Source organism: Streptomyces sp. NPDC037389, assembly GCF_040636475.1.
Taxonomy (GTDB): Bacteria; Actinomycetota; Actinomycetes; order Streptomycetales; family Streptomycetaceae; genus Streptomyces; species Streptomyces hesseae.
On sequence record NZ_JBEZUS010000006.1, the window covers coordinates 452,954 to 475,992 of the forward strand.

General features: G+C 71.8%; 23 protein-coding genes. 12 read left to right on the top strand and 11 right to left on the bottom strand.

The window, feature by feature from the left end:
- Window positions 1-20: 20 nt before the first annotated feature.
- Window positions 21-2,795 (bottom strand): AAA family ATPase, encoded by a 2,775-nt coding sequence (locus AB0E98_RS16520; RefSeq protein WP_361702757.1) that lies wholly within the window; start codon window positions 2,793-2,795, stop codon window positions 21-23.
- A gap of 386 nt (window positions 2,796-3,181) precedes the next feature.
- Here AB0E98_RS16520 and AB0E98_RS16525 point away from each other — a divergent pair, with 386 nt between their 5' ends.
- The 5 genes from AB0E98_RS16525 to AB0E98_RS16545 are packed head-to-tail and all read left to right on the top strand — an operon-like array spanning window position 3,182 to window position 7,513.
- Window positions 3,182-4,699 carry an ATP-binding protein gene (locus AB0E98_RS16525; RefSeq protein WP_361702759.1) on the top strand — a complete coding sequence of 506 codons (1,518 nt, stop codon included), beginning with the start codon at window positions 3,182-3,184 and terminating at the stop codon, window positions 4,697-4,699.
- Between the two features lie 28 nt (window positions 4,700-4,727).
- A complete protein-coding gene (locus AB0E98_RS16530; RefSeq protein ID WP_126917876.1) occupies window positions 4,728-5,114 on the top strand; it encodes a roadblock/LC7 domain-containing protein in 387 nt (128 codons plus the stop codon).
- Window positions 5,111-5,485, top strand: coding sequence for a DUF742 domain-containing protein (locus AB0E98_RS16535; RefSeq protein ID WP_361702761.1), 375 nt, complete (start codon window positions 5,111-5,113; stop codon window positions 5,483-5,485). Before AB0E98_RS16530 ends, AB0E98_RS16535 begins: the two co-directional genes overlap by 4 nt.
- Window positions 5,466-6,089, top strand: coding sequence for an ATP/GTP-binding protein (locus tag AB0E98_RS16540; protein WP_361702763.1), 624 nt, complete (start codon window positions 5,466-5,468; stop codon window positions 6,087-6,089). The genes AB0E98_RS16535 and AB0E98_RS16540 overlap by 20 nt, the downstream gene beginning before the upstream one ends.
- Entirely contained in the window at window positions 6,086-7,513 is a 1,428-nt protein-coding gene (locus AB0E98_RS16545; protein ID WP_361702765.1) for a cytochrome P450, read from the top strand. The genes AB0E98_RS16540 and AB0E98_RS16545 overlap by 4 nt, the downstream gene beginning before the upstream one ends.
- 12 nt (window positions 7,514-7,525) lie before the next feature.
- Here the strand turns inward: AB0E98_RS16545 and AB0E98_RS16550 are convergent, their stop codons facing one another.
- Both AB0E98_RS16550 and uppS read right to left on the bottom strand, forming a co-directional pair.
- Window positions 7,526-8,548: a hypothetical protein gene (locus tag AB0E98_RS16550; protein WP_361702767.1), complete on the bottom strand. Its 1,023-nt coding sequence runs from the start codon at window positions 8,546-8,548 to the stop codon at window positions 7,526-7,528.
- A gap of 124 nt (window positions 8,549-8,672) precedes the next feature.
- Window positions 8,673-9,467, bottom strand: coding sequence for a polyprenyl diphosphate synthase (gene uppS / locus AB0E98_RS16555; RefSeq protein ID WP_361702768.1), 795 nt, complete (start codon window positions 9,465-9,467; stop codon window positions 8,673-8,675).
- 533 nt (window positions 9,468-10,000) lie between these two features.
- Between uppS and lnt the strand changes: the two genes are divergently transcribed.
- Window positions 10,001-11,533: an apolipoprotein N-acyltransferase gene (lnt, locus tag AB0E98_RS16560; protein WP_361702770.1), complete on the top strand. Its 1,533-nt coding sequence runs from the start codon at window positions 10,001-10,003 to the stop codon at window positions 11,531-11,533.
- Here the strand turns inward: lnt and AB0E98_RS16565 are convergent.
- On the bottom strand, window positions 11,482-12,702 hold the full coding sequence (locus tag AB0E98_RS16565; protein ID WP_361702772.1) for an FAD-dependent monooxygenase: 1,221 nt from the start codon (window positions 12,700-12,702) through the stop codon (window positions 11,482-11,484). The two genes, lnt and AB0E98_RS16565, sit on opposite strands and share 52 nt — an antisense overlap.
- A 100-nt stretch (window positions 12,703-12,802) precedes the next feature.
- Between AB0E98_RS16565 and AB0E98_RS16570 the strand changes: the two genes are divergently transcribed.
- The 3 genes from AB0E98_RS16570 to AB0E98_RS16580 all read left to right on the top strand — a co-directional run bounded on the left by AB0E98_RS16570 (window position 12,803) and on the right by AB0E98_RS16580 (window position 14,755).
- Complete coding sequence (locus AB0E98_RS16570) at window positions 12,803-13,408, top strand: TetR family transcriptional regulator (protein WP_361702774.1); 606 nt, start codon at window positions 12,803-12,805, stop codon at window positions 13,406-13,408.
- 61 nt (window positions 13,409-13,469) lie between these two features.
- Window positions 13,470-13,985: a DinB family protein gene (locus AB0E98_RS16575; protein WP_361702776.1), complete on the top strand. Its 516-nt coding sequence runs from the start codon at window positions 13,470-13,472 to the stop codon at window positions 13,983-13,985.
- Between the two features lie 83 nt (window positions 13,986-14,068).
- On the top strand, window positions 14,069-14,755 hold the full coding sequence (locus AB0E98_RS16580) for a hypothetical protein (RefSeq protein ID WP_361702777.1): 687 nt from the start codon (window positions 14,069-14,071) through the stop codon (window positions 14,753-14,755).
- Window positions 14,756-14,824: 69 nt separating this feature from the next.
- Here the strand turns inward: AB0E98_RS16580 and AB0E98_RS16585 are convergent, their stop codons facing one another.
- From AB0E98_RS16585 to AB0E98_RS16605, 5 genes are all read right to left on the bottom strand, one after another.
- Complete coding sequence (locus AB0E98_RS16585; RefSeq protein ID WP_361702778.1) at window positions 14,825-15,511, bottom strand: uracil-DNA glycosylase; 687 nt, start codon at window positions 15,509-15,511, stop codon at window positions 14,825-14,827.
- A 103-nt stretch (window positions 15,512-15,614) separates the two neighbouring features.
- Window positions 15,615-16,412: an SDR family oxidoreductase gene (locus tag AB0E98_RS16590; protein WP_361702780.1), complete on the bottom strand. Its 798-nt coding sequence runs from the start codon at window positions 16,410-16,412 to the stop codon at window positions 15,615-15,617.
- Window positions 16,413-16,565: 153 nt separating this feature from the next.
- A complete protein-coding gene (gene fabG, locus AB0E98_RS16595) occupies window positions 16,566-17,327 on the bottom strand; it encodes a 3-oxoacyl-ACP reductase FabG (RefSeq protein WP_361702782.1) in 762 nt (253 codons plus the stop codon).
- Window positions 17,328-17,534: 207 nt separating this feature from the next.
- Window positions 17,535-17,888: a DUF3037 domain-containing protein gene (locus AB0E98_RS16600; RefSeq protein WP_361702807.1), complete on the bottom strand. Its 354-nt coding sequence runs from the start codon at window positions 17,886-17,888 to the stop codon at window positions 17,535-17,537.
- Between the two features lie 98 nt (window positions 17,889-17,986).
- Entirely contained in the window at window positions 17,987-18,814 is an 828-nt protein-coding gene (locus AB0E98_RS16605; RefSeq protein WP_361702783.1) for a HipA family kinase, read from the bottom strand.
- 104 nt (window positions 18,815-18,918) lie between these two features.
- Between AB0E98_RS16605 and AB0E98_RS16610 the strand changes: the two genes are divergently transcribed.
- Window positions 18,919-19,515: a Rieske (2Fe-2S) protein gene (locus tag AB0E98_RS16610; protein ID WP_361702785.1), complete on the top strand. Its 597-nt coding sequence runs from the start codon at window positions 18,919-18,921 to the stop codon at window positions 19,513-19,515.
- On the opposite strand, the gene AB0E98_RS16615 is transcribed toward AB0E98_RS16610, so the two are convergent.
- Window positions 19,502-20,179 carry a cysteine hydrolase gene (locus AB0E98_RS16615; RefSeq protein ID WP_361702786.1) on the bottom strand — a complete coding sequence of 226 codons (678 nt, stop codon included), beginning with the start codon at window positions 20,177-20,179 and terminating at the stop codon, window positions 19,502-19,504. The genes AB0E98_RS16610 and AB0E98_RS16615 overlap by 14 nt on opposite strands.
- A 170-nt stretch (window positions 20,180-20,349) precedes the next feature.
- Here AB0E98_RS16615 and AB0E98_RS16620 point away from each other — a divergent pair, with 170 nt between their 5' ends.
- A complete protein-coding gene (locus tag AB0E98_RS16620; RefSeq protein ID WP_361702788.1) occupies window positions 20,350-20,817 on the top strand; it encodes a pyridoxamine 5'-phosphate oxidase family protein in 468 nt (155 codons plus the stop codon).
- Between the two features lie 92 nt (window positions 20,818-20,909).
- Here the strand turns inward: AB0E98_RS16620 and AB0E98_RS16625 are convergent, their stop codons facing one another.
- On the bottom strand, window positions 20,910-21,815 hold the full coding sequence (locus tag AB0E98_RS16625) for a LysR family transcriptional regulator (protein WP_361702789.1): 906 nt from the start codon (window positions 21,813-21,815) through the stop codon (window positions 20,910-20,912).
- A 75-nt stretch (window positions 21,816-21,890) separates the two neighbouring features.
- On the opposite strand from AB0E98_RS16625, the gene AB0E98_RS16630 reads away from it, so the two are divergent.
- A complete protein-coding gene (locus AB0E98_RS16630; protein ID WP_361702791.1) occupies window positions 21,891-22,910 on the top strand; it encodes a DMT family transporter in 1,020 nt (339 codons plus the stop codon).
- The last annotated feature ends 129 nt before the right edge of the window (window positions 22,911-23,039 follow it).

The window sequence follows — 23,039 nt, forward strand, 5'->3', positions numbered from 1 at the left end:
CACCGCGTCAACAAAGAAACTCACTCCGCGGGCTCGACCTCCTCGGCGCCCAGCTCCACCAGCTCCGCACGGGCGGTGCGGACCAGCCCGTCCGCGCCGCAGCGCTCCGAGACCTCCAGGCCCTCCCGCAGCCGCTCCATCGCCTCGGCCTTGTGGCCGGACTCGCGCAGCGCGACGCCATGGTCGACCAGGGCCGCCGCGAACTCGTAGCGGCAGGGAGACATCCGCAGATGGGTGACCGCCTTGCCCAGCTTGGCCAGCCGCTCCTGCGGCGCGTCGACCCTCGCCGCCAGGCGCAGCGCCTCGCCGATGGCCGTGTCGGTGCCGAATCGCATCGCGTGCTGGAGCGCCTGGCCGACCAGGGTCCGGGCACGCTCCGGCTCCTCGTCCATGATGGCGACGGCCAGGTCGAGCGCCCAGGGCGCCCAGAGGGTGTTGTGGCGACCGCGTTCCTCGAGCCTGCGGCCGGCCGACTCCAGTTCGGCGATGGCTTCTTTGGTCTTGCCCCGGGCGAGCAGCAGCCGACCTGCCAGACAGGCGGCGTCCGGTAGGACGATGACCGGTGAGTACGGCGGGAGGAAGGAGTTGTTCTCCGCGACCTCCTGAGCCTCGTCGACCTTGCCGCGTGCGAGAAGGGTGTCGATCAGCATGCATGTGCCGTCCCATTGGATGGGCAGCCCGGGACCGAGCCGGTGGGCCAGCCCCAGCCCCTTGCGCAGGACGCGCTCAGCCTCCGCCAGATCGCCGCGGCGCCGGAGGGCGAACGCCCGGAAGTAGTTGCCGAACGCGAGGTGGGCACCGCTCCAGCCGGCGATCTCGAATGCGCGCACGGCCTGGTCGAAGAGCTCCCTGGCCTCGTCGAGCCGGTCGGTGTAGGCGCAGATGATCCCGACGAGACTGGGGATCTCGAAGCCCCACTCCGCGTTGGTCCAGCCCAGCCCCTCGGGCAACTTGCCGTCCACCAACACCCGGTCGATGAACTCGGTGACCTCCAGGGAGTTCTCACCGCGGATCAGGCCGTCGAAGCCACGCAGCACCAGCAGGGTGCGCTCGGCGTCGTCCCGGCCCTCCAGGTCGCGAGCCAGCTCGGCGATGCGGCGGGAACGGCCGAGGGTGTCCTCTTCCTCGACCTGGATGCCCTTCCACATGTAGTGGGCCGCCTGGAGCCGCATCCGGCCCCGGCCCGGCGGCGTGCGCTTGGCCTGGTCGGCGACGACTCTGGCGGCCTCGTCGAGCTGGCTGTTGTGCGCGTACGCCTGGGACAGCCGGAAGGTGGCGTCGATGCGCAGCTCTTCGCTCAGATCCGGCAGGGCCAGGGCGGCACGGAGATGGTTGACCGTGGTCGGGGGCGAGGTCAGCAGCGCGGCGCAGCCCAGCTCGTAGAGCAGCATGGCCCGCTCCTCTTCCTGCGGGGGTTCCAGCAGCGCCCGCTCCAGACAGCGGCGGGCCGCGCCGGGAGCGCCGACAGCGAGGTGTTCCCTTGCCGCCGCGCGCAGCTGGCCGACCACCTCCACATCGGCGTCGGGGTGCACTTCCAGCAGGTGCCGGGCCGAGACGGCGACCCCCTTGCCCGCGTCGTGGCACAACCAGGCGGCCTGGCCGTGCATGGCGGTGCGGGTGCCCGTCGGGATCGCCCGGTAGACGGCGGTGGCGATGAGCGGGTGGACGAACTCCAGCGTTGTGGTGCCGGTGAGGATCCGGGCCTCCCGCAGCTGGTCGGCGCGCTGATCGGCCTCGGCGGGGCCCATGCCCGCCAGGTTGGCGGCGAGCCTCGGCTCGATCTCCGTGCCGAGGACGGCCGCCGCGTAGGCGAATCGGGTCACGGCGGACCCCAGCTGCTCGAGCCGGGCGACCAGGCCCGGGCCCCGGGCGGCCGCACCGAGGTCGCGCAGCAGCGCGGCGGACTCCTCGACCGGATCCATGTCGCGGTCCCGTGCCTTGGCTATCAGCTCGACGGCCTCATAGGGGTTTCCGCCGGTGACCGCCCAGACCTCCCGGCAGAACGGATCGTCCGCGCCGGGGCCGAGCGCGTCGCGCACCAGCCCGGTCACCGCCTCGGGGGTCAGGGCGCGCAGCTCTACGGGGCGGGTCGCCCGACCGGCGACCAGATCCTTGAAGCCCGGTGTGTGGTCGGGCAGTTCCTCCGGCCGGTAGGCCAGCACGATGAGGAGCGGCATCTCCCGCAGCCGTACGGCGAATGAGGTGATCCACGCCAGGGACTCGGGGTCGGCCCAGTGGGCGTCGTCGATGATGGCGATCAACGGCTTGCTGTTGAGGGCAAGTTGGGTGATCACCCAGTCGAGTCCGTCGCGCACACCCTGGGGGTCGGCCTGCGGGCCGACGGGCGGAATGATGCCGAGCGCCGGGCCGGCGATGTCGTGCCAGTCGCCTAGCAGCCCCCGCCGAGCCTCCTGGGTCATAGCGGCGAGCTCGGGCTGGAGGAGCTGCCGGACGACAGTAAAGGGCACTCTCTCCGCGGACTTGCTGCCGCGGCCGAAGAGCACGGTGCAGTCGTCGCGCTCGCCCGCGAGCCGGCGCACATGGGTGAGCAATGACGTCTTGCCCAGGCCGGCTTCACCGCTGACGAGGAGCAGACCGCCTTCCCTTACGGCCTTGGCCCCATCGGGCTCCCCGGGCTCGGTCTCGAGGACCGCTTCGACCTCTTCGTTCTCAGTGCTCTCCTTCTGGATCTCACGGCCGCAGAGGCCGTACACCGCCCGCTCGACGACGGATAGCTCGCGCTCTCGCTCGAACAGGGCGGCAGATAGGACGCGTTCACGCTGTTGCCCCGACATGACGGTGTCTCCCCGGAGGATGTGGTGGAGCGAGCCTAGCCCCGTCCACCGGCCAAAGGGCAGGGTTCGGTGGACGGACCACCCGTGAGCGTGACCTTCGCTCCGGGCCGAACGCGCCCCCTGTCATTCGGAAATGCATTCGCCCACTAGGGCGTGGGCCATTATGAAGCCTTTCGAATTCGCTCGTCAGCTCATTCCGCGAATATGACAAGTTCGCGCCGGGAGCGTCCGACGACCGGCTACGCTCCATGTCGCGCAGCGGGCCGCCGTGTGTACGGCCCGCCGCGATCAAGTGCTGTGCTGCCGCCGTCTTTCCCGCCCAAGAAGCGAGGAAAATACCGCGCTCCGGCACCCACTCCCTTGTCTCAAGAGTTCCGAGGATCTCGATGGTTGGTACAGGCTCGTCGGCACCCAGGCGGCCCGCCTCCGCGCTCATATGGCTGATCTCCCCACTGGTGCTGGCCGTGTGCGCGGGCACCGCGGTCCTCTCCGTGGCCCCGGCGGCGCGGGCGCCCGTGGCCTGGTGCGGAGCGGCGGCCACCGTCGCGGTGGGGCTGGCCTCCACCGAGGCGGCGCGGCGCGGCAGGGTGATCGCGGGGCTGCGCCGGCGCCTGGCCGAGCGGGAGGCCCTCCTCCAGCGTCGGTTGGACCAGCACGACGCCGAGACCTGGCGCTTCGCCCGGGACGTCCTCCCCGAGGCGCTCAAGCTGATGCGCCGTGGCGCCCCGACCGACCAGGTCGTACGGGTCACCGTCCCGGCCCATGAGCTGGAGCCCGGCTTCGCCGCCGCGCACCGGGCCGTGGTGCGGTCCGTGATCGAGGCGGTGCAGCAGGAGGAGGCGCTGCGTGACGCGGCCCACCGCGCGTTCGTCAACATCGCCCGCCGTATGCAGGCGATCGTGCACCAGCAGGCGTACGACATCCGGGAGATGGAGCACAAGCACGGCAACAACCCCGATGTCTTCGGCGATCTGCTGCATCTCGACCACGGCAACGCCCTGACCGGCCGTCTCGCGGACAGCATCGCGGTCCTGGGCGGCTCGCGCCCCGGCCGTCAGTGGCGCTCCGAGATCCCGCTCTACAACGTGCTGCGCGGCGCGATGTCCCGCATCCTCGAGTACCGCCGTGTGGATCTCCATTCCGTGGCCGACGTCGCCGTGGTGGGTCCCGCCGTCGAGCCGGTCATCCACGCCCTGGCCGAGCTGCTGGACAATGCCACCCGCTACTCGCCGCCGCAGACCCGGGTGCATCTGACCGCCGTCGACATCCAGTCCGGGATCGCGGTCGAGATCGAGGACGCCGGGGTCGGTCTCACCGACGAGGCCCGCCGCCGTACCGACCGGGTGCTGTCCAAGGAGGGCGGCCTGGACCTGGACGACCTCGGCGAGTCCCCGCGGCTGGGGCTGGCGGTGGTCAGCCGGCTGGCCAACACCTATGACTTCATCGTGTCGCTGCGGCCCTCGGCCTACGGCGGCGTCCGCGCGGTACTGGTCATCCCGCCGAACCTGATCACCGCGAGCAGGTTCCCCGGTGGCGACATCGCCCGCGCCCCCAAGCTTCCGCCCGCCAAGAAGAAGCGGCGCCCCGGCTCCATCCCCGCCCAGCCGTCCTCGACGCCGATGATGGACAGTCCCGTCCCGCCGCCGATGGGCGACACCGGTCTGCCCCAGCGCCGTCGGCGGCGCGGGCCGGCCCCGCTCCCCTTCGGCCGGGGCGCGGCCGCCGAACGGGCCCGGAACGCGACCGAGCGGCGCAAGCCCGTCCCGCCCACGCCCGAGGAGCCGCCCGTGCAGCCCGGACTGTGGCTGGCCGCCTTCACCAGCGGCGTGAACGGCGAGCTGCACGAGCAGCACGAGCAGAACGGGCGGCCCATCACTGATACCCCGTCAGACAAGGAAGAGTAGCCAAGTGACGCAGCAGCCGCGGTTCAACATGGACTGGATGCTCAAGGACCTGGCCACCAGCGTCCCCCAGACCCGCCACGTGATCGTGCTGTCCTCGGACGGCCTGCGCATGGCCCAGCACGGTACGGACACGGAGGTCGCCGACCGCCTCGCCGCCGCCTGCGCCGGACTGCAGAGCCTCTCGACGGCCATCGCCCAGGAGTTCCCGCACGGGGACGGGGAGATGCGGCTGGTGGTGATCGAGGTCGACGGCGGCTTCTTCTACCTCATGGCCGCCGGGGCCGGGGCGTATCTGGCCGTGCTGGCCGACGACGACGTGGACGCCGGGCTGATGGGCATGAAGATGCGCGACCTGGTGGCCCGCATCGGCTCCCATCTCACCAGCCCGCCCCGGGTCGGCGGGGCGGCCACGTGAACGGTTCCCGACCCGACGACGAGCCCGGAGCGGAGCCGCCCGGCAACCCGGACCGGCTGTACATCCTCAGCACGGCGGAGACCCGGGCCAGAGCCTCGACGCACCTCGATCTGGTCACCCTGATCGTTTCCCGTGCGGAGCCCGACCCCGGTCTCCAGCCCGAGCACGCCGCCGTCGTGCGGATGTGCGACTTCCCCCTCTCGGTCGCGGAGATATCCGCCTATCTGGAGCTGCCGGTGAGCACCCTGACCCCGATGCTCACCGAGCTGCTCGCCGGCGGAAAGGTCGAGGCCCGCCCACCGGTACCCGCGGCCGCGCTGCCCGACGTCCGAATCCTTGAGGCGGTGATGCATGGACTACAGAAGCTCTGAGAACTACGCCGGGCCGCGCAGCGAGGACATCCTCCCCGCCACGGCCACCGCGGCCGTCAAGGTCGTCATCGTCGGGGGCTTCGGGGTCGGCAAGACGACCCTGGTCGGCGCGGTGAGCGAGATCCGGCCGCTGACCACCGAGGAGACGATGACCCAGGCCGGTGTCGGCGTGGACGACCTCGCCGGCATCGAGCAGAAGACCGAGACCACGGTGGCCATGGACTTCGGCCGCATCAGCATCAACGACCAACTGGTGCTGTACCTGTTCGGCACGCCCGGCCAGGAGCGTTTCTGGTTCCTGTGGAACGGCCTCTTCGAGGGCGCCCTCGGCGCGGTCGTCCTCCTCGACACCCGCCGGATGGAGGTCAGCTATGACGTGATCGGCCGCCTGGAGGAGCGCGGCGTCCCGTTCGTCGTCGGGGTCAACGCCTTCCCCGGCGCCCCCAAGTACCCCGTATCGGAACTCCGGGCGGCGATGGACCTGGACGACTCCGTCCCCATGATCGACTGCGACGCCCGCGACCGCATTTCCTGCCGCGACATCCTGATGGCGCTGATGCGCTATCTGTACACCCTCACGACCGTCTCCACGGAGCCTCAGTGACCAACCCCCTCTCCGAACACTCCCCCACGGACTCCCCTGTCTCTCCCCCGCCGGGGTGTCCTGCCCACCTCGGCGCGTCCCATGTCGGTGCGACCCGGCTGTACGGGCCGGAGGCCGAATCCGACCCGCACGGCTTGTACGAGCGGCTGCGCGCCAAACACGGCCCGGTGGCGCCGGTGCTGCTCTCCGGCGATCTACCGGCGTGGCTGGTACTGGGATACCGGGAGATCCTGGACGTCACACGGACGCCGTCGCGGTTTTCGCGTGACGCACGGCTGTGGACGGAGATGCGGGAGGGACGGGTGGCCCTCGACAACCCGCTTCTCCCCATCGTCACCTGGCAGCCCATGATGTCGTTCGTCGACGGCGAGCAGCACGAGCGGTGGCGCGGCGCGGTCAACGACAGCGTCGCACGCTTCGACAAGAGGGGCATCCGCCGCCATGTGACGCAGTGCGCCAACCAGTTGGTGGACCACTTCTGTGCCGCAGGGCACGCCGATCTCGTGCACCAGTTCGCCGAGCATCTCCCGATGATGGCGATGACCCAGCTCCTGGGCATGCCCGAGGAGTACAGCCCACAGCTGGTCAACGCCGCCCGTGACATGCTCAGGGGCACCGAGACCGCCATCGCGAGCAATGAGTTCGTGCAGGAGAAGCTCCGCAAGCTCGTCGCACGCAAGCACGCCCAGCCCGGAGCCGACTTCACCACCTGGCTGCTCGAACACCCTGTGGGCTTGTCCGACGACGAAGTCCAGCAACATCTAAGGCTGGTGCTCATCGCAGCGTTCGAAACAACGGCGAACCTCATCGCGAACACCCTGAAGATGGTCCTGACCGATGTCCGGTTCCGGGCGTCGCTCGCGGGTGGGCACATGACCCTCCCTGACGCCGTTGAGCAGGTTCTCTGGGACGAGCCGCCGTTCGTGACCGTTCTGGGCCGTTGGGCCGCGCAGGACACCGAGCTCGCCGGCAAGCAGATCAGGGAAGGTGACGCCCTCGTCCTGGGGTTGGCCGCCGGAAATGTCGACACCGTCGTCCGACCTGACCTGGACGCCCCGATCCACGGGAACCGGGCACACCTCGCCTTCAGCGGTGGGGCGCACGAGTGCCCCGGTCAGGACGTCGGCCGAGCCATCGCCGGAACCGGCATCGACGCTCTGCTGCTCCGGCTTCCCGACCTCGCCCTCGCTGTTGAGGAGTCCGGTCTGCGTTACCGCTCCTCGTTGCTTTCGCGCCACCTCATCGAACTGCCGGTGAAGTTCACGGCACATCAACCACAGGATCCGGAGATGACGGCCGAGGAGGATCAGGCCATGGAGCCTGCCACCGCTGCTCGGGCCGGCGGTCTCACTCAGCCCGAGCAGCAGTCGACTTCTCGCAACTCCTGGTGGACGTCGTTGCGGAACTGGCTCCGCGGCCGGTAGGGCACAGCTCCCTCAGGAATCCCCGAGCACGGTCAGCAGGTCGGTGATGTGTGCAGCCTCACCGGCCTGCGTAGTGTCGTAATGATGGGTGTAGCGCGGGACTTCAAGATGCCACTGCCGGTTCCCGTTAAAGGTCGCTCGGTGACTGTGCGCGTAGCGCAGCGCGTCGGCGCGCTGTGAGCCGGAGATGCCTGCGGCATCGAGTTGTACGGGCAACTCACTCTCGGCACGCAGATACCAGCGTACGCACTCCCTGGCCATCTCCCGGGCGCGTTCGATCGCATCTTGAATTGTGCATTCCTCATGGGCGTGGATGACCGTCACAATGTTCTGAGGGCCGTCCAGGGCAAGGTCCTTGTCGACGGACACCAGGTCGTTGACCAGGCCGGCGTAATCGGACGCCAAGTTGTGCTGCGCTTCGAGAGCCGGTAGGTGACGAATGTCTTCAGGGAGGTCGATACGCAGGGCCACTTCGAGAAGGTCGGCCATCGGAAGCATTTTGATGTCGTGTCGTCGGCGTTCCCGGTATTCGGCCACCGAAGGGGTGCGGCCGGACAGGCGGTCGATCTGTGACGCGCAGCCGGATTGCCACCCTTGCCGCCAGTGACTGATGAAAGATCGCTTCCAGCCTTCCGAACGCCCCGCTGAGGTGCGTTGCCACAGGTGGTCCAGAGCCCTGATGACGGGCGTGTCACTCAAATGACCATGCTCCAGGTAAGCCAGCGCCTGTGCCATAGCGATCCGGCACACTGCGGGTGCCTGGTCGGCGAGACCGTCGTCCATCACGTCATCGACGAGCGTTCCCCATAGGATCCATCCCGTCACCACGTCGAAGGTTTCAGCATCAGGCGTCGGGTAATAGAGGGCAGACAGATACTCCATACGACTGCGATCCATGTGAACGCGTACGGCCCCAGGGATCAGGCCGAAGGAGTCGGCCCACGCGTACATACGCCGCCGGGCCTCCTCCATATGGGGATTGACCCCGGTGCCCGAGAGCGACGCAGGAAGTGTGGGCACCCGCGACTTGTCCATTCCGCACATCCTTTTACTTCGGCGACAGGCGTACAGCACAGCGAACTCACCCAGCGGCCATGGGTGGCACGAGACCGGTGAATCAGGTGAATCATGGGCCGTCCAAGGGGCGGCCGATGGCTTCTCACACGCCGAATCGTCGCTTCCGCCCCGCGTAATCATCCAGGGCCGATTCCAGGTGGGTACGCCGGAAGTCGGGCCACATGACAGGGCAGAAGTGCAGTTCGGCCATGCTGGTCTGCCATGCCATGAACCCTGAGAGACGATGCTCACCCGACGTCCGGATGACCAGGTCCGGATCGGGCTGACCCCTCGTGGACAGAGCGTCGGCGATCCGTTTCTCGGTCACGTCGAGAGAGGCGTTGGCGCCTGTTTCCGCGAGAGCTGTCTCCAGAACGACGGTTCGGACGGCCTCGACGATGTCGTCCCGCCCGTTGTAGCCGATCGCCAGGTTGACCTGTGGCCGTAGGACGTCGCCAGCACTCCTGGCCGCCGCTTCCTTCAGTTCTGTCACCAGTGATGACGGCAGCATGGCGGGATCGCCCAGGTGACGGATCCGCCAGCGGTGGCTGGTGGCGAGCAGGCGGACGAGGTCACCGATGATGTTCATGAGTTCACGGAGCTCGCCGGGAGAACGGTTGAGGTTGTCCGTCGAGAGCAGCCACCAGGTCGTGATCCGGATGCCCGCCGCCTCACACCACTCCAGAGCCCTGCAGATGTTCTCCGCCCCCCGGCGATGGCCCTCTTCGGGCGGGAGGCCGCGCTCCCTCGCCCAGCGACGGTTGCCGTCGACGATGAAGGCGATGTGCTGGGGAACCTCTCCACCACCCGCGACAACGCCGGATGTCCGGAAGGCGGATGCGCAGGTGATCTGAACCGGGAGGGGGGCTGCGACCGCTGAACCACCCTTGTTGATCATGATCGCTCCGCTCGTGGTGTAGACGCTAGCTGCAACTTCTCCTGTCGCGAACGAGAGGCCACGCAAGGACGGAAAGAGCTGCCGGGCAGACGCGAGCTACGGCAACACCGATCCCAGCCGAGCGCCATACGTCACGTGCGCCACCGCTTGCACGGAATCATGATGGCGACACACAGGACGAAAGACCCAGCCACTGGCCTATTGTCATCAACCTGTCGGCATGGTCACAAGAGCGGGTATGTGAGGACGCAGATGTCCGAACGGGGTGGTACCCGGTCACTAGAAGGGCGATCCACAAAGAGTCATGTTCAACCTACGACTCTGTGGATCCAAAGCACACTTGCTGTCGCAGCCGATCTGGGCCTGCCCATGTCCGCCCCGTACCAAATACGCATCGAACGCGAGCTGTTCCCCGGGTGGGCACCGCTTGGAGGTGTACCCTCCGCCGGACGGTGGACACCGGACAGTACGCCCTAAACGCATGGAACGGTGTACTCCGGCATGGCTGGCACATGGGGAGAGGGAGGTACCGCATGGCGGAGGAACCGAGCGAGGCCCTGCTCACCTCACCCGGGTCGCGGGCCGTCGCATCCGTCGCCGCCGGCGCGCTGCCCGCCCTCGCCTTTCCCGCGCCGTCGCTGTGGTGGCTGGCCTGGGTGGCGCTGGTCCCGTGGATGCTGCTGGTCCGCTCGGCGGTATCCGCCCGACGGGCCGCACTCGAGGGGTGGCTGGGCGGAGCCGGGTTTCTGCTGGCCGTGCATCACTGGCTGCTGCCCAGCCTGCATGTGTTCATCCTGGTGCTGGCCGCGCTGCTGGGGCTGTTGTGGGCGCCCTGGGGGCTGCTCGTGCGCCGGTTGCTGGGGGGCGTAGCGGGGCCCGGGCGGGTGGTGGCGGCGTTGTTCGTGGTGCCTGCCGGGTGGATCGGCGTCGAACTCGTGCGGTCCTGGGAGTACTTGGGCGGGCCCTGGGGGCTGCTCGGGGCCAGTCAGTGGCAGGTCGCCCCGGCGCTGCGGATGGCGTCGGTGGGGGGCGTCTGGCTGGTGGGGTTCGTACTGGTGGCGGTGAACACCGCGGTCGTCGCGTTGGTTTCGGTGCCCCGTGCGCGTGCGGTGGGGGCCGCGGGGCTGCTCGTCTGGGTGGCGGTGGTCGCCGGGGTGTGGGGGTGGGCGCCGGTGCCGGAGCTCGCGGGGACGGTGCGGGTCGCGGTCGTTCAGCCCGGCGTCATCGACGGGACGGGCAGTGTGCAGCGCCGCTTCGATCGCGAGGAGGAGCTCACCCGCCGGCTCGCCGGGCAGCGGGTGGATCTCGTCGTATGGGGCGAGAGCAGCGTCGGGCAGGATCTGGGAAACCGTCCCGACCTGCGTGACCGGCTGACCGCGCTCTCCCGGACCGTCGGCGCGGACCTGCTGGTGAACGTGGACGCGCGGCGGTCCGACCGGCCGGGGATCTTCAAGAGCTCCGTACTGGTCGGGCCGGACGGGCCCACCGGGGACCGTTACGACAAGATGCGGCTGGTGCCCTTCGGCGAGTACGTTCCGGCCCGTTCGCTGCTCGGCTGGGCGACGTCCGTGGGCAAGGCCGCCGGTGAGGACCGGCGGCGCGGCGACCGGCAGGTGGTGATGCGGCTGCCGGACACCCGGGGCCGGGGGCTGCTCGTCGGGCCGCTGGTGTGCTTCGAGTCGGCCTTCCCGGACATGAGCCGGCAGCTGTCCAGGGACGGGGCCCAGCTGCTCGTCGCGCAGTCGGCCACGTCCACCTTCCAGCACAGCTGGGCGCCCGCCCAGCACGCCTCGCTCGCGGCGCTGCGGGCCGCTGAGACCTGGCGGCCCATGGTGCACGCGACGCTGACGGGCGTGAGCACGGTGGCGGACCCGCGGGGACGGATCGTCGGCGAGCGGCTGGGCACGGAACGGAGTGCCGCGGCCGTCTACGACGCGCCCCTGGCGCGCGGCACCAGCCCGTACGTCCGGGCCGGCGACTGGGCCGTCTACGGCTCGTTGGCGGCCCTGGCGCTCTACGGGGCCGTGGAGTTGCTCGTATGGCTCGTCATGAGGTCCGCCGGCTGACGCTCGGGCCGCGCGGGCGGTCGCCAGTCCGCCACGCCGTCCAGGCTGCGCAGGGCGACGCGGGGGCCGAGGCGGTTGAGGGTGGCGAGGGCACCGGTGCGCAGGGCGCACGCGAGGGGTGAGGAGAGGCGGGTCAGGCGGGCGACGCGGGCCGAGCGGCGGACGACGACCGTGGTGCGCGGCAGGCGCTGCCGGGTGTACTCGCCCAGGGCGGCACAAGGGTCGGCGGCGGCCACGGCGTGGGCGAGGACGACGGCGTCCTCGATGGCCTGGCAGCCGCCTTGGCCGAGGCTTGGGGCCATGGCGTGGGCGGCGTCGCCGAGGAGGGCGACCCGGCCCCGGTGGAAGGCGGGCAGGGGACGAGTCGTGGTGTGGACGTCGTTGCGCAGGATCGCGGTGGGGTCGGCGGTGTCGAGGATGTCGGGCACGGGGTGGTGCCAGTCCCCGAAGAGGCGGCGGAGCTGGGCGAGTTCGCCGCCCGGTGCGACGGCCCGGGCGGGGGCCACGGCCTGGGCGTAGGCGTAGACGCGGCCGTCGTGCAGCGGGACGGTGCCCCACAGCCGGCCGGTTCCCCAGGTCTCGTGCGCCGGGAAGGGCGTGGCGGGGCGGGGGACGACCAGGCGCCAGACGGTGGCCCCGGTGTAGCGGGGGGCGGGGTGGCCGGGGAAGAGGGCGGCGCGGACGGCGGAGTGGATGCCGTCGGCCGCGACGACGAGCTCCGCCTCCAGGTCGCCGTCGAGGGTGGTGACGCGGGCGGGGCGGTCCGGCGCGCCGGGGTCGGCGAGGGTGGCGGGGCTGCCGGTGCGTACGGCCCCTTCGGGGAGGCGGGCGGCGAGCAGGCCGACGACGTCGGCGCGGTGGGCGACGACGACCGGGCCGCCGAAGCGCCGGGCCGCGGCCTCGTTGCTCGTACGGGAGAGCCAGCGGCCGTCGGGCAGCCGCAGGCCGCCGTCGGCCTGCCAGCCGGACAGGGCGCGTACGGCGTCGCCGGCGCCGAAGGTGTCGAGGGCGCGCTGGGCGTTGGGGGCCAGCGCGATGCCGGCGCCGACGGGTTCGAGGACGGTGGCGCGTTCGAGGACGGTGACGGTCCAGCCGTCGTGGTGCAGGGCGCAGGCCGCGGTGAGGCCGCCTATGCCGCCGCCGATGACGACGGCGCGGGGCTGTGCCATGGGTCCCTCCCGACCGGGAAACAGGAAACCGGAGACTGGAAACTACAGATGTAGTGACAGCAAGCTACTACATCTGTAGTGCGGGCAGTAGATTGGCGTCGTGCGCCCCGAGAAGACCGCTCCCACCCGCCCCCGCGCCCAGCTGATCGCGGACACCGCGCTCGCCCTGCTCGCCGAACGCGGCATGCGGGGCCTGACCCATCGCGCCGTGGACGAGGCCGCCGGGCTGCCGCCCGGCTCGACGTCGAACCACGCCCGTACCCGTTCCGCGCTGCTGGAGGCGGCCGTACGGCGGCTGGCCGAGCGCGAGGAGGCGGTGCTGGCACCCCGCGAGATGCCGGACCCGGCGGGGGCGGACGGGCTCGACGCGCTGGCCGACGCCCTCGCGCTCGCGCTGCACCGCTCGCTCACCGGGCAGCGCGAGCTGCTCCTCGCCCGCTACGAGCTGGCGCTGGAGGCGGCGCGCCGGCCCGGGCTGAGGGAGATCTACGACGCGACGGGCCGGGGCCGCTTCCGCGCTCCGGTGATCGCGCTGTTGACGGCCGCGGGCTCCCCCGAACCGGAGCGGCACGCGCTGTCGCTCATCGCGTGGTGCGAGGGGCTGATGTTCTCGTGCGCGGCGGGCTCCTACCACGCCGAGGTGCCCGGCCGCGCCGAACTGCGGCGGGGGTTCAGGGAGCTGCTGCGGGGAGCGCTGGGACGATGACCCCTGGCGTGAGGACGATAACCCCTGGCATGGATTCGAACTACGGAGCGATGATGACACCATGACGATCGATAAGCGCCCCATGCCCTCGACCACCGCGGGCGAACGCGAAATGCTGGAGACCTGGCTGGACTTCCACCGGGCCACGCTGGCCGCCAAGTGTGCCGGTCTGGACGACGAGCAGCTGCGGACGGCGTCCGCGCCGCCGTCCATCATGTCCCTCATGGGGCTCGTGCGGCATATGGCCGAGGTGGAGCGCCACTGGTTCCGGCGGGTGCTGTCCGGGGAGGACGCGCCGCCGATCTACTACGACGAGACCGACCGTGACAAGGACTTCAAGGTCACGGAGAAGGACACCGGCGAGGAGGCCCTCGCCACCTGGCAGGCCGAGATCGCCGGGGCGCGGGAGCTCGTCGCCACGCGGTCGCTGGACGACACCGGCACCGGCGTCGGGTTCCGCCCGGGCCAGACCTTCAACCTCCGCTGGATCCTCACGCACATGATCGAGGAGTACGCGCGGCACAACGGCCACGCCGACCTCATCCGCGAGCGCGTCGACGGCGCGACCGGAGCCTGAGCGGAGCGCGGCCGGGGCCGTGATTCCATGTCACCCCTGCGGGGAATTCCCCATGTCCCTTGGCGGGCAGCAGGGTTGGCCGAATGCATCGAGTGCCCTCAGCCGCCGTCCTGGTGGCGGTGGCCATGTCGGCCGCGGTCGGCTGTGTCTCCGTCTCCCCCCGCCCCCTCGCGCCCGGCGGGCCCGGAGGACCCCGGGCTGTCCAGGGTCCGGCCCGCGAGTCGCTGACCGTCACGGGCCCGGGCGCCTCCCGGCCGCCGTCCCCGGACGGGAGGCCTGCGCCGGGGGTGGACGGGGCACCGGGCCCGACGGCGGACCCCTTCCGGACGGGCCCGTACGACCCGTACGCCCCGAAGAACCCGGCGGACCCCAAGGACCCCAAGGACCCGGCCGATCCGACCATGCCCTGGGACCCCCCGGGGCCCTCACGGGCGGCCGGTGGTGACCAGGGGGCGCGGCGCTCCCCGGACGCGCCGTCCCTCGTCGCTCCCCCACCCGCCACCGACCCGGGCGGCGCCTGGCGGGCCCCCTCCCCGGAGCGGCGGGCCGAGCGGCAGGAGCCCGCCCCGGCACCGCCCGAGCCCGAACGCCCGGCCCCCCGGCCGGCACCCGAACCGGAGGAGCGCCACGCGGCCCCGGCCCCCGCGCCGGCCCCGGCGTCGCGGGGGCAGCAGCAGGGCAAGGGGCTGTGCGCCCTCGGCGACTCCTATGGGAAGTGGGAGAAGGGCGGCGACGCGTCGCGGATCTGCCACCAGGTGTACGGGCGTTGACCCCCGGCTCTCTTGCGCCCCGTCCGCTCCCTGCGGCCCCTCCGCGCCGGACCGGCCGTCACCGCACCGTCAGACCGCGAGGTCCGGGATCCGCCAGTCGATCGGCTCGTGGCCCTGCGCCGCCACCGCCTCGTTGATCTGGGTGAAGGGGCGGCTGCCGAAGAACTTCTTCGCCGACAGCGGCGAGGGGTGGGCGCCCTTGACGACGACGTGCCGCTCCTCGTCGATCAGGGGCAGCTTCTTCTGCGCGTAGTTGCCCCAGAGCACGAAGACGGCCGGTTCGGGGCGGGCGGCGACGGCGCGGATGACCGCGTCGGTGAACTTCTCCCAGCCCTTGCCCTTGTGGGAGTTGGGCTCGCCGCCCCGGACGGTCAGCACCGCGTTGAGCAGCAGGACGCCCTGCTCGGCCCACGGCAGCAGGTAGCCGTTGTCCGGGACGTCGTAGCCGAGCTCCTCGCGCATCTCCTTGTAGATGTTGCGCAGCGACGGAGGCGTCCTGACGCCCGGCCGCACCGAGAAGGACAGGCCGTGGCCCTGGCCCGGGCCGTGGTACGGGTCCTGGCCGAGGATGAGGACCTTCACCCGCTCGTACGGGGTGGCGTCCAGGGCGGCGAAGACCTCCCCGCGCGGCGGATACACCGGGGCCTTGACCCGCTCCTCCTCCACGAACTCGGTCAGCTCCTTGAAGTAGGGCTTCTCCAGCTCTTCGCCGAGGGCACCGTGCCAGGACTCGGGCAGCACGTCGGTGACGGTCACGTCGACAACCTCCGGGGTTCGTTCCGTTCTCGCCGGAGAACTTACCGCCGACCACTGACAACGCCCGCGCCGGTGCCCCGGTGCGGGGCCCGGCCGCGTGCCCTCAGACCCCCGCGTTGAGGAAGAGCCCCCCGTCCACGACGAGGGTCTGGCCCGTGATCCAGCCCGCGGCGTCCGACAGCAGGAAGGCGGCCGCGCCGCCGATGTCCTCCGGTACACCCAGCCGGCCGAGCGGGTAGGAGGCCACGGCCTCCTCCTCGCGTCCCTCGTAGAGGGCCGCGGCGAACTTGGTCTTCACGACGGCCGGGGCGATCGCGTTGACGCGGACGCCCGGGGCGAATTCGTGCGCGAGTTGGAGGGTGAGGTTGACCATGGCGGCCTTGCTCATGCCGTACGCGCCGACGAAGGGCGAGGCGGCGACCCCGGCGACGGAGGCGATGTTGACGATCGCGCCGCCGTTGTCCTTCTGCCAGGCGTGCCACGTCCGCTGGGCGAAGCCGAGCGCGGAGACGACGTTGGTCTCGAAGACCTTGCGGGCCACGGCGAGGTCGAGGTCGGCGATGGGGCCGAAGACGGGGTTGGTGCCCGCGTTGTTGACGAGGTAGTCCACGCGGCCGAAGGCCTCCATGGCGCGTTCGACGGCGAGGGCCTGGTGGGCCTCGTCGTGGGCCTTGCCCGGGACGCCGATGGCCCGGTCGGGGCCGAGGGACTCGACGGCCTGCTTGAGGGCGTCCTCGTTGCGGCCGGTGATGACGACGCGGTCGCCGCGGGCCACCAGGGCACGGGCGATGCCGTGGCCGATGCCGCGGCTGGCACCCGTGACGAGGGCGACCTTGCCGGAGGGTTCGCCTTCCTGAGCGGGCGTGGAGGGCGTAGCGGATGTGGAAGGCGTGGCGGGCATGCTGTCCGTTCTCCTTGGTTTTCTCCTCGGGCGGCCGATGACCGCATGCGGTCGACGACCACGTGCGGCCGACGACCACCCCTGCGCTCATGCCGTCCGCTCGCGGTGCTCCCCGGCCCGCGTGGGGGGTGCCGTGCTGCCCTACGGGCCAGGTCAGTCGAGCGGGCCGCCGGCCACGTACAGCACCTGGCCGGAGACGAAGCCGGCCTGGTCGCCGGTGAAGAAGGCGATCGCGTTGGCGATGTCCTCGGGCTCGCCGACGCGCTGTACGGGGATCTGCGTGGCCGCGGCGGCCTGGAGGTCCTCGAAGCTCATGCCGACGCGGGCGGCGGTGCCCGCCGTCATGTCGGTGGCGATGAAGCCGGGGGCGACGGCGTTGGCGGTGATGCCGAACTTGCCGAGTTCCTTGGCGAGGGTCTTGGTGAAGCCCTGGAGGCCGGCCTTGGCGGCCGCGTAGTTGGCCTGGCCGCGGTTGCCGAGGGCCGAACTGCTGGAGAGGTTGACGATCCGGCCGAAGCCCGCGTCCACCATGTGCTTCTGGCAGGCGCGCGACATCAGGAACGCGCCCCGCAGGTGCACGTTCATGACGGTGTCCCAGTCGTTCTCGCTCATCTTGAACAGCAGGTTGTCCCGGAGCACACCCGCGTTGTTGACCAGGACGACCGGCGCGCCCAGCTCGGCGGCGACGCGGGCCACCGCGGCGTCCACCTGGGCCGCGTCGGAGACGTCGCAGCCCACGGCGAGTGCCCTGCCGCCCGCCGCCGTGATCTTCTCCACGGTGTCCGCGCAGGCCGCCTCCTCGAGGTCGAGGACGGCGACCGCGCGGCCCTCGGCGGCCAGGCGCAGCGCGGTGGCGGCGCCGATGCCGCGGGCCGCGCCCGTGACAAGGGCTACGCGTTGCTCGGTGGTGGACATGCGGGTTCTCCTCACCTCGAAGGCGGCTCGCCCCGGCGGCGCGCTCCGGCCAGGGGAGCGGCGGCGGGGTGAGCAACCGCTCAGTAGCTCGGTCGATCAGACGCTAGAAGTCCCGCCACGCGCTGTCAACGCCTCACCGCACGCCCCTCGTCCCGGGCGTCCCCGCCATCGCGCCGGCGCGTCCCACCAGCACTCATCACACCGGCGCTATCGCACCAGCAGATCGAGGAGGCGTTCCGACTCGCGCTCCGCGTCGGCCGTCAGCCCGGTGTGCACCGGTCCCGGCTGCACCACCGTGCTGCGCGGCGCGATCAGCCAGCGGAACCGGCGGCCGGCGTCGTCGCAGGCCGCCTGCCCGGCCCGGTCGCCCCCGGCGCAGACCCCCTCGACGGCGTGCAGCGCGGCCCGGACGCCGGCCACGTCCGCCGCCGGGTCGAGGGCCAGCAGCCGGTTCTCGTCCAGGTGGACGCGGGCGGTCACATACGACTGCGCCTGGCAGTAGACGACCACTCCCGCGTTGATCTGCTCCCCGCGCTCGACGCGGGGGACGACGCGCAGCAGCGCGTACTCGAAGACGTCGCGCTTCGCGCCGTCGCGGCCCTTGTGGTCCTGGGTGGCACGGTGCGACTGCTGCGCCCCGTGCCCGTTCTCGCGGCCCGTCACTTCGCGGCGCCCTTTCCGTCCAGCCTGACACGTACCCATTCCGGCGCCTGCGACGGTTTGACCGCGGTGCGTTCGCCCATGGTGATCCTCTCGCCGATGGTCGCCGCGCGTTCGAGCAGCACCTCGACGTACGCCCGGCGGAGCGCGTCCGGGCTGTCGAAGCCCGGCTCGTCGGCGAGCCACTCGTCGGGGACGTCCGCGGCGACCTCGGCCAGCAGTTCCTCGGTGATCCGGGGGGCCAGTTCGGCCGCCGCCCCGGCGATGTCCGGGGAGAAGGTGGCGAGGACGTGGTCCGAGGCGTCGTACGGCTTGCCGGCGGCGGTCGCGGCGCCGGGCCAGTTGTGGTGCCAGATCATGGTGGCGCCGTGGTCGATCAGCCAGAGGCTGCCGTGCCACACCAGCAGGTTGGGGTTGCGCCAGGAGCGGTCGACGTTGTTGATGAGCGCGTCGAACCAGATCACCCGGCCGGCCTCGGCGGCGTCGGTCTCGAAGGCGAGCGGGTCGAAGCCGAGCGCCCCGGGCAGGAAGTCCATGCCGAGGTTGAGCCCGCCGCTGGCCTTGAGCAGCGCCTGGACCTCCTGGTCCGGCTCGGCGCGGCCGATGACCGGGTCCAGCTGGATGCGGGCCAGCTCCGGAACGCGCAGGCCGAGGCGGCGGCCGAGCTGTCCGCAGATGACCTCCGCGACCAGCGTCTTGCGGCCCTGTCCGGCGCCGGTGAATTTCATGACGTACGTGCCGAGATCGTCGGCCTCGACGATGCCGGGGAGCGAGCCACCCTCACGCAAGGGCGTGACATAGCGGGTGGCTGTGACTTCGGGAAGCATCGACCCAGATTAATCGCCCGGGGGTGACCGTCTGAACGCCGGGCGCGGCGTGGCCGTATGAGTCCTCGAACCAGCTGATGCGAAGCGACAGCAAAGGAACGATCATGACGCATTCGTCACCCGCGCCATCCACGCCGTCTGCCCCGGCCGATCCGGCCGATCCGGCAGGACCGGCCGATCCGGCTGCCCCGGCCGGTCCTGCCCGCGCCGCCCGCCGTGCCACCCGCCGTGCCGTCGTCGCGGCGACCGGAGCCGCCGGTCTCGCCGCCGTCCTCGCGGCGTGCGGTGGCGGCTCCGACGACGCGGGCTCGGGCTACTCCGGCGACTCTTCGGACGCGTCGAAGGGGACGCCGGGGCAGGCGGCCGGCGACAAGGGTACGCCCGGGGCGGGGGCCACGTCCGGGGCGGGTGCGGGTGCGGCCCTGGCCCGGACGTCGGACATCCCCGAGGGCGGCGGCAAGGTCTTCCCGGACCGGAAGGTCGTGGTCACCCAGCCGTCGAAGGGACGGTTCAAGGCGTTCTCGGCGGTCTGCACCCACCAGGGGTGCGTGGTGAAGGACGTCGCGAACGGCACCATCAACTGCCCCTGCCACGGCAGCAGGTTCTCGGTCACCGACGGGGCCGTACGGGGTGGCCCGGCGCAGAAGCCGCTGCCCGAGGAGCGGATCTCGGTGAACGGGGACTCCATCACGCTGGGCTGAGCCCATCGGGGCCGGGCGCCGGGCGGGTACGGCCCCGCCGGCGCCAGCCCCGCAGGACGGCATCGGTCGTGGTCACGGTGGCGACCAGCGCGAGGGTGTGGCGCACCATCGCCGCCGTGTAGTCGGCGGGCACCCCGGCGATGGCGTCGGAGGGGACGACGGCCGTGTAGCCGAGGTTGACGGCGTCGAAGACGGCGTTGGGGATCCCGACGTTGGCCGACACGCCGGTGACGATCAGGGTGCGGCAGCCGATGTTGCGCAGCAGGGCGTCCACGCCCGTCCCGGCCAGCGGCGAGAGCCCGTGCAGCCGGCGGACGACCAGGTCGCCGTCGCCGACGGGTACGGGATCGGCCACCCGGACCGCGTGGGTGCCGGTCAGCTGCTGCACGGGCAGTCGTTCGGCGACGCGGAAGAGGTGGGCGTTGCGGCTGGCGCCGCGGCCGTCCGGGCGGCGTTCGGCGACGGCGTGCACGACCTGGACGCCCGCCTCGTGCGCTCCGGCGACAAGGCGGGCGACGTTGACCAGGGCTCCGGAGGCGCGGGCGACGGCCGCGAGTTCGGGCAGCGCGCTGTCGGGGCCGACGACCCCGCGCTGGCATTCGACGGTCAGCAGCACCGTGCTCGCCGGGTCGGTCTCCTCGGCGAACGGGTCCTGAGTGGCCATGGCGCTCCCCGCTTCCCGGTGATGGTCCGTACCTGGGCCCCGTCGGGGGCCCGCGTGAGGCTAGTGGGCATTGCGGTGCCGGGGAAGAGGCCCCATTCTTCTGACGAGCAGTCAGATCAGTCGGTCGGCACGGTCGCGTACGTCGGATCCGGAAAGCAGGTGACGCGGGGATGACCGTCACACAGCGGCGGGGCCGCCGGGCCATGATGACGCGGGCCGAGCTCGACGTCTTCCTCGCCGGGCGGCGCGTCTGCCGGGTGGCGACGGCCGGGCGGGAGGGGCGGCCGCACGTCGGCCCGCTGTGGTTCGTCTGGGACGGGCGGGCGCTGTGGCTGTACTCCCTGGTCCGCAGCCGGCGCTGGGCCGATCTGCGCCATGACCCGCGGGTGGCGGTGGTGGTCGACGACGGCGAGGAGTACGAGGAGCTGCGCGGCGCGGAGCTGTCGGGCACGGTGACGGTGGTGGGCGAGGCCCCGCGCCGGGGCGTGGCCTGCCCGGAGCTCGTGGCTCCCGAGCAGCTGTTCGCGGAGAAGTACTTCGGCCTGGCGACGATGCCCCACGACGGCCGGCACGCCTGGCTCCGGCTTGCGCCGGATGCCGTCGTCTCCTGGGACTTCCGCAAGCTGCGGAAGGTGTGACCCGGTACGGGTGGGCGCGCCCCTCGGAGCGCTCGCGCCGGGCCCCGGGCCGGGGCGTCCAGCCCGTACGCCCCGTCCGTCGCCCCCGTCCGTCACCCCCGTACGCCCCCGGCCGCCGCCCGCAGCGCGTCGGCCATCGCGCGGATCGAGGGTCTGCGGTCCGCGTCCGCGCGCCAGATGGCGAAGACGTGGCGGCACATCGCCTGCCGTACGGGCACCGCGCGCACCCCCTCCGGCAGGGGGCCGCGACCGAGCCGGGGGGCGACCGCGATGCCCAGGCCCGCGGCGACCAGGGCGAGCTGCGTGGCGTGCTCCTCGGCCATGTGCGCGATCCGGGGCTCGATGCCCTGGCCGCGCAGCGTGGACAGCAGCCAGTCGTGGCAGAACTCACCCTTGGGCCAGGCGATCCACTCGTCCTCCGCGAAGTCCGCGAGGGTGACGTCCGCCCGGTCGGCGAGCGGATGCCCGGCGGGGACCGCGACATCCACCGGGTCGTCCAGGACCGGGGCCCTGACCAGCTCGTCCGGCACCGGCAGCGGCTTGTTGTACCAGTCGAGGACCACGGCGAGGTCGACGTCGCCGCGCACCGTCCCTTCGACGGCGTCCTCCTGCTCCATCTCCACCAGCCGGGCGCGCAACTGCGGGTGGTCCGCGCGCAGCGCGGTGAGCGCGGCCGGGAACAGACCGCGGGCGGCCGTGGGGAAGGCGCCGAGCCGCAGCTCGCCGACGGCGTGGCCACGCTGGGCCTCCAGGTCGGCCTGGGCCAGCTCCACCTGGGAGAGGATGCGCCCGGCGTGCTCGGCGAGCAGCCGCCCGGCGTCGGTGAGGCGCACACCGCGGCCACACTTGGCCAGCAGCCGCTGCCCGGCCTCCCGTTCCAGCTTGGACAACTGCTGCGAGACCGCCGAGGTCGTCACGTGCAGCCCTTCCGCCGCGCCGCTGACGGAACCGTGGCGGGCGACGGCGTGCAGGGTGCGCAGGCGCTCCAGGTTCAACATGTAAGCGATGCTACGCGATAGCCCATAGAATTATTTGCTTGTTCTAAGACTTATTTGCCCTGCATGGTAGTCGGCATGAGCACCGTCGCGACGCCGAAGCAACCCCCTTCCCCCACCCTCTCCCCCACCGTCACGACAGCCACTCGCCCGGGGCGCCGGGGCCTCGACTGGCGGATCAAGTTCGCCGTGCTCTCGGTCGTCTGGGGATTCAGCTTCCTCTTCATCAAGCTCGGCACCGAGGGCTTCGCGCCGCCCTATGTCTCCTTCGGCCGGATGTTCTTCGGCGCGGCCGTGCTCCTCGCGGCCCTGGTGATCAAGCGGCAGCGGCTGCCGCGCTCCCCTCGTACCTGGGGTCATCTGGCCGTCGCGGCCTTCCTCTGCAACGCCTTTCCGTTCACGCTCTTCGCCTACGCCGAGCTGACGATCCCCACCACCCTCGCCGGCGTCTGCAACGCCACGACCCCGCTGTGGGGCATGGTGCTCTCGCTCGTGGCGCTCTCCGAGGACCGGCCGACGCGCCGCCGCTTCGCGGGGCTCGGCCTCGGCTTCATCGGGGTGCTCGTGGTGCTCGGGGCCTGGCAGGGCTTCTCGGGGCAGGACCCGAAGGGCACCGCCATGGCCCTGGTCGCCTCGGTGAGCTACGCCCTGGGCTGGATCTACGTCCGGCGCACGCTGTCGGGCACCGGCGACGGGCATCTGGCGCTGTCCGGCGGCCAGCTGCTCGTCGGCGCGCTCCAGCTCGGCGTCGCCGCGCCGCTGCTCAGCCCGCTGCCGTCCGCCCTGCCCGCCGGGCCGCTGCTCGCGATCTTCGCCCTGGGCGCGCTCGGCACGGGGCTCGCCTTCCTCCTCCAGTACGGGCTGGTCGCCGAGGTCGGTCCGACGACCGCGACCATGACGACGTATCTCATCCCGGTCGTGGCGACCGCGGCGGGCGTCACCCTGCTCGGCGAGGAGCTCACCTGGAACACCCCGGTCGGCGCGCTGATCGTGCTGGCCGGAGCGGCGCTCACCCAGAGCAAGCGCCGCTCCTCTCGGACCAGCCGGACCGTGGCGGCGGGGGACGCCACGCAGGGGGACGGGGCCGCTCAGTCGTAGCGCCCCGCCGGCACCGGGCCGGGGGGGGGGGGGGGGCGGGGGGGCCGGGGGGGGGGCCGGGGCAAGGAGCCGTGGTGTGGCGGGAGTCCCAGACCCCGGCGGCGCGGCGCCGGGGGGGGGCCCCCCCCC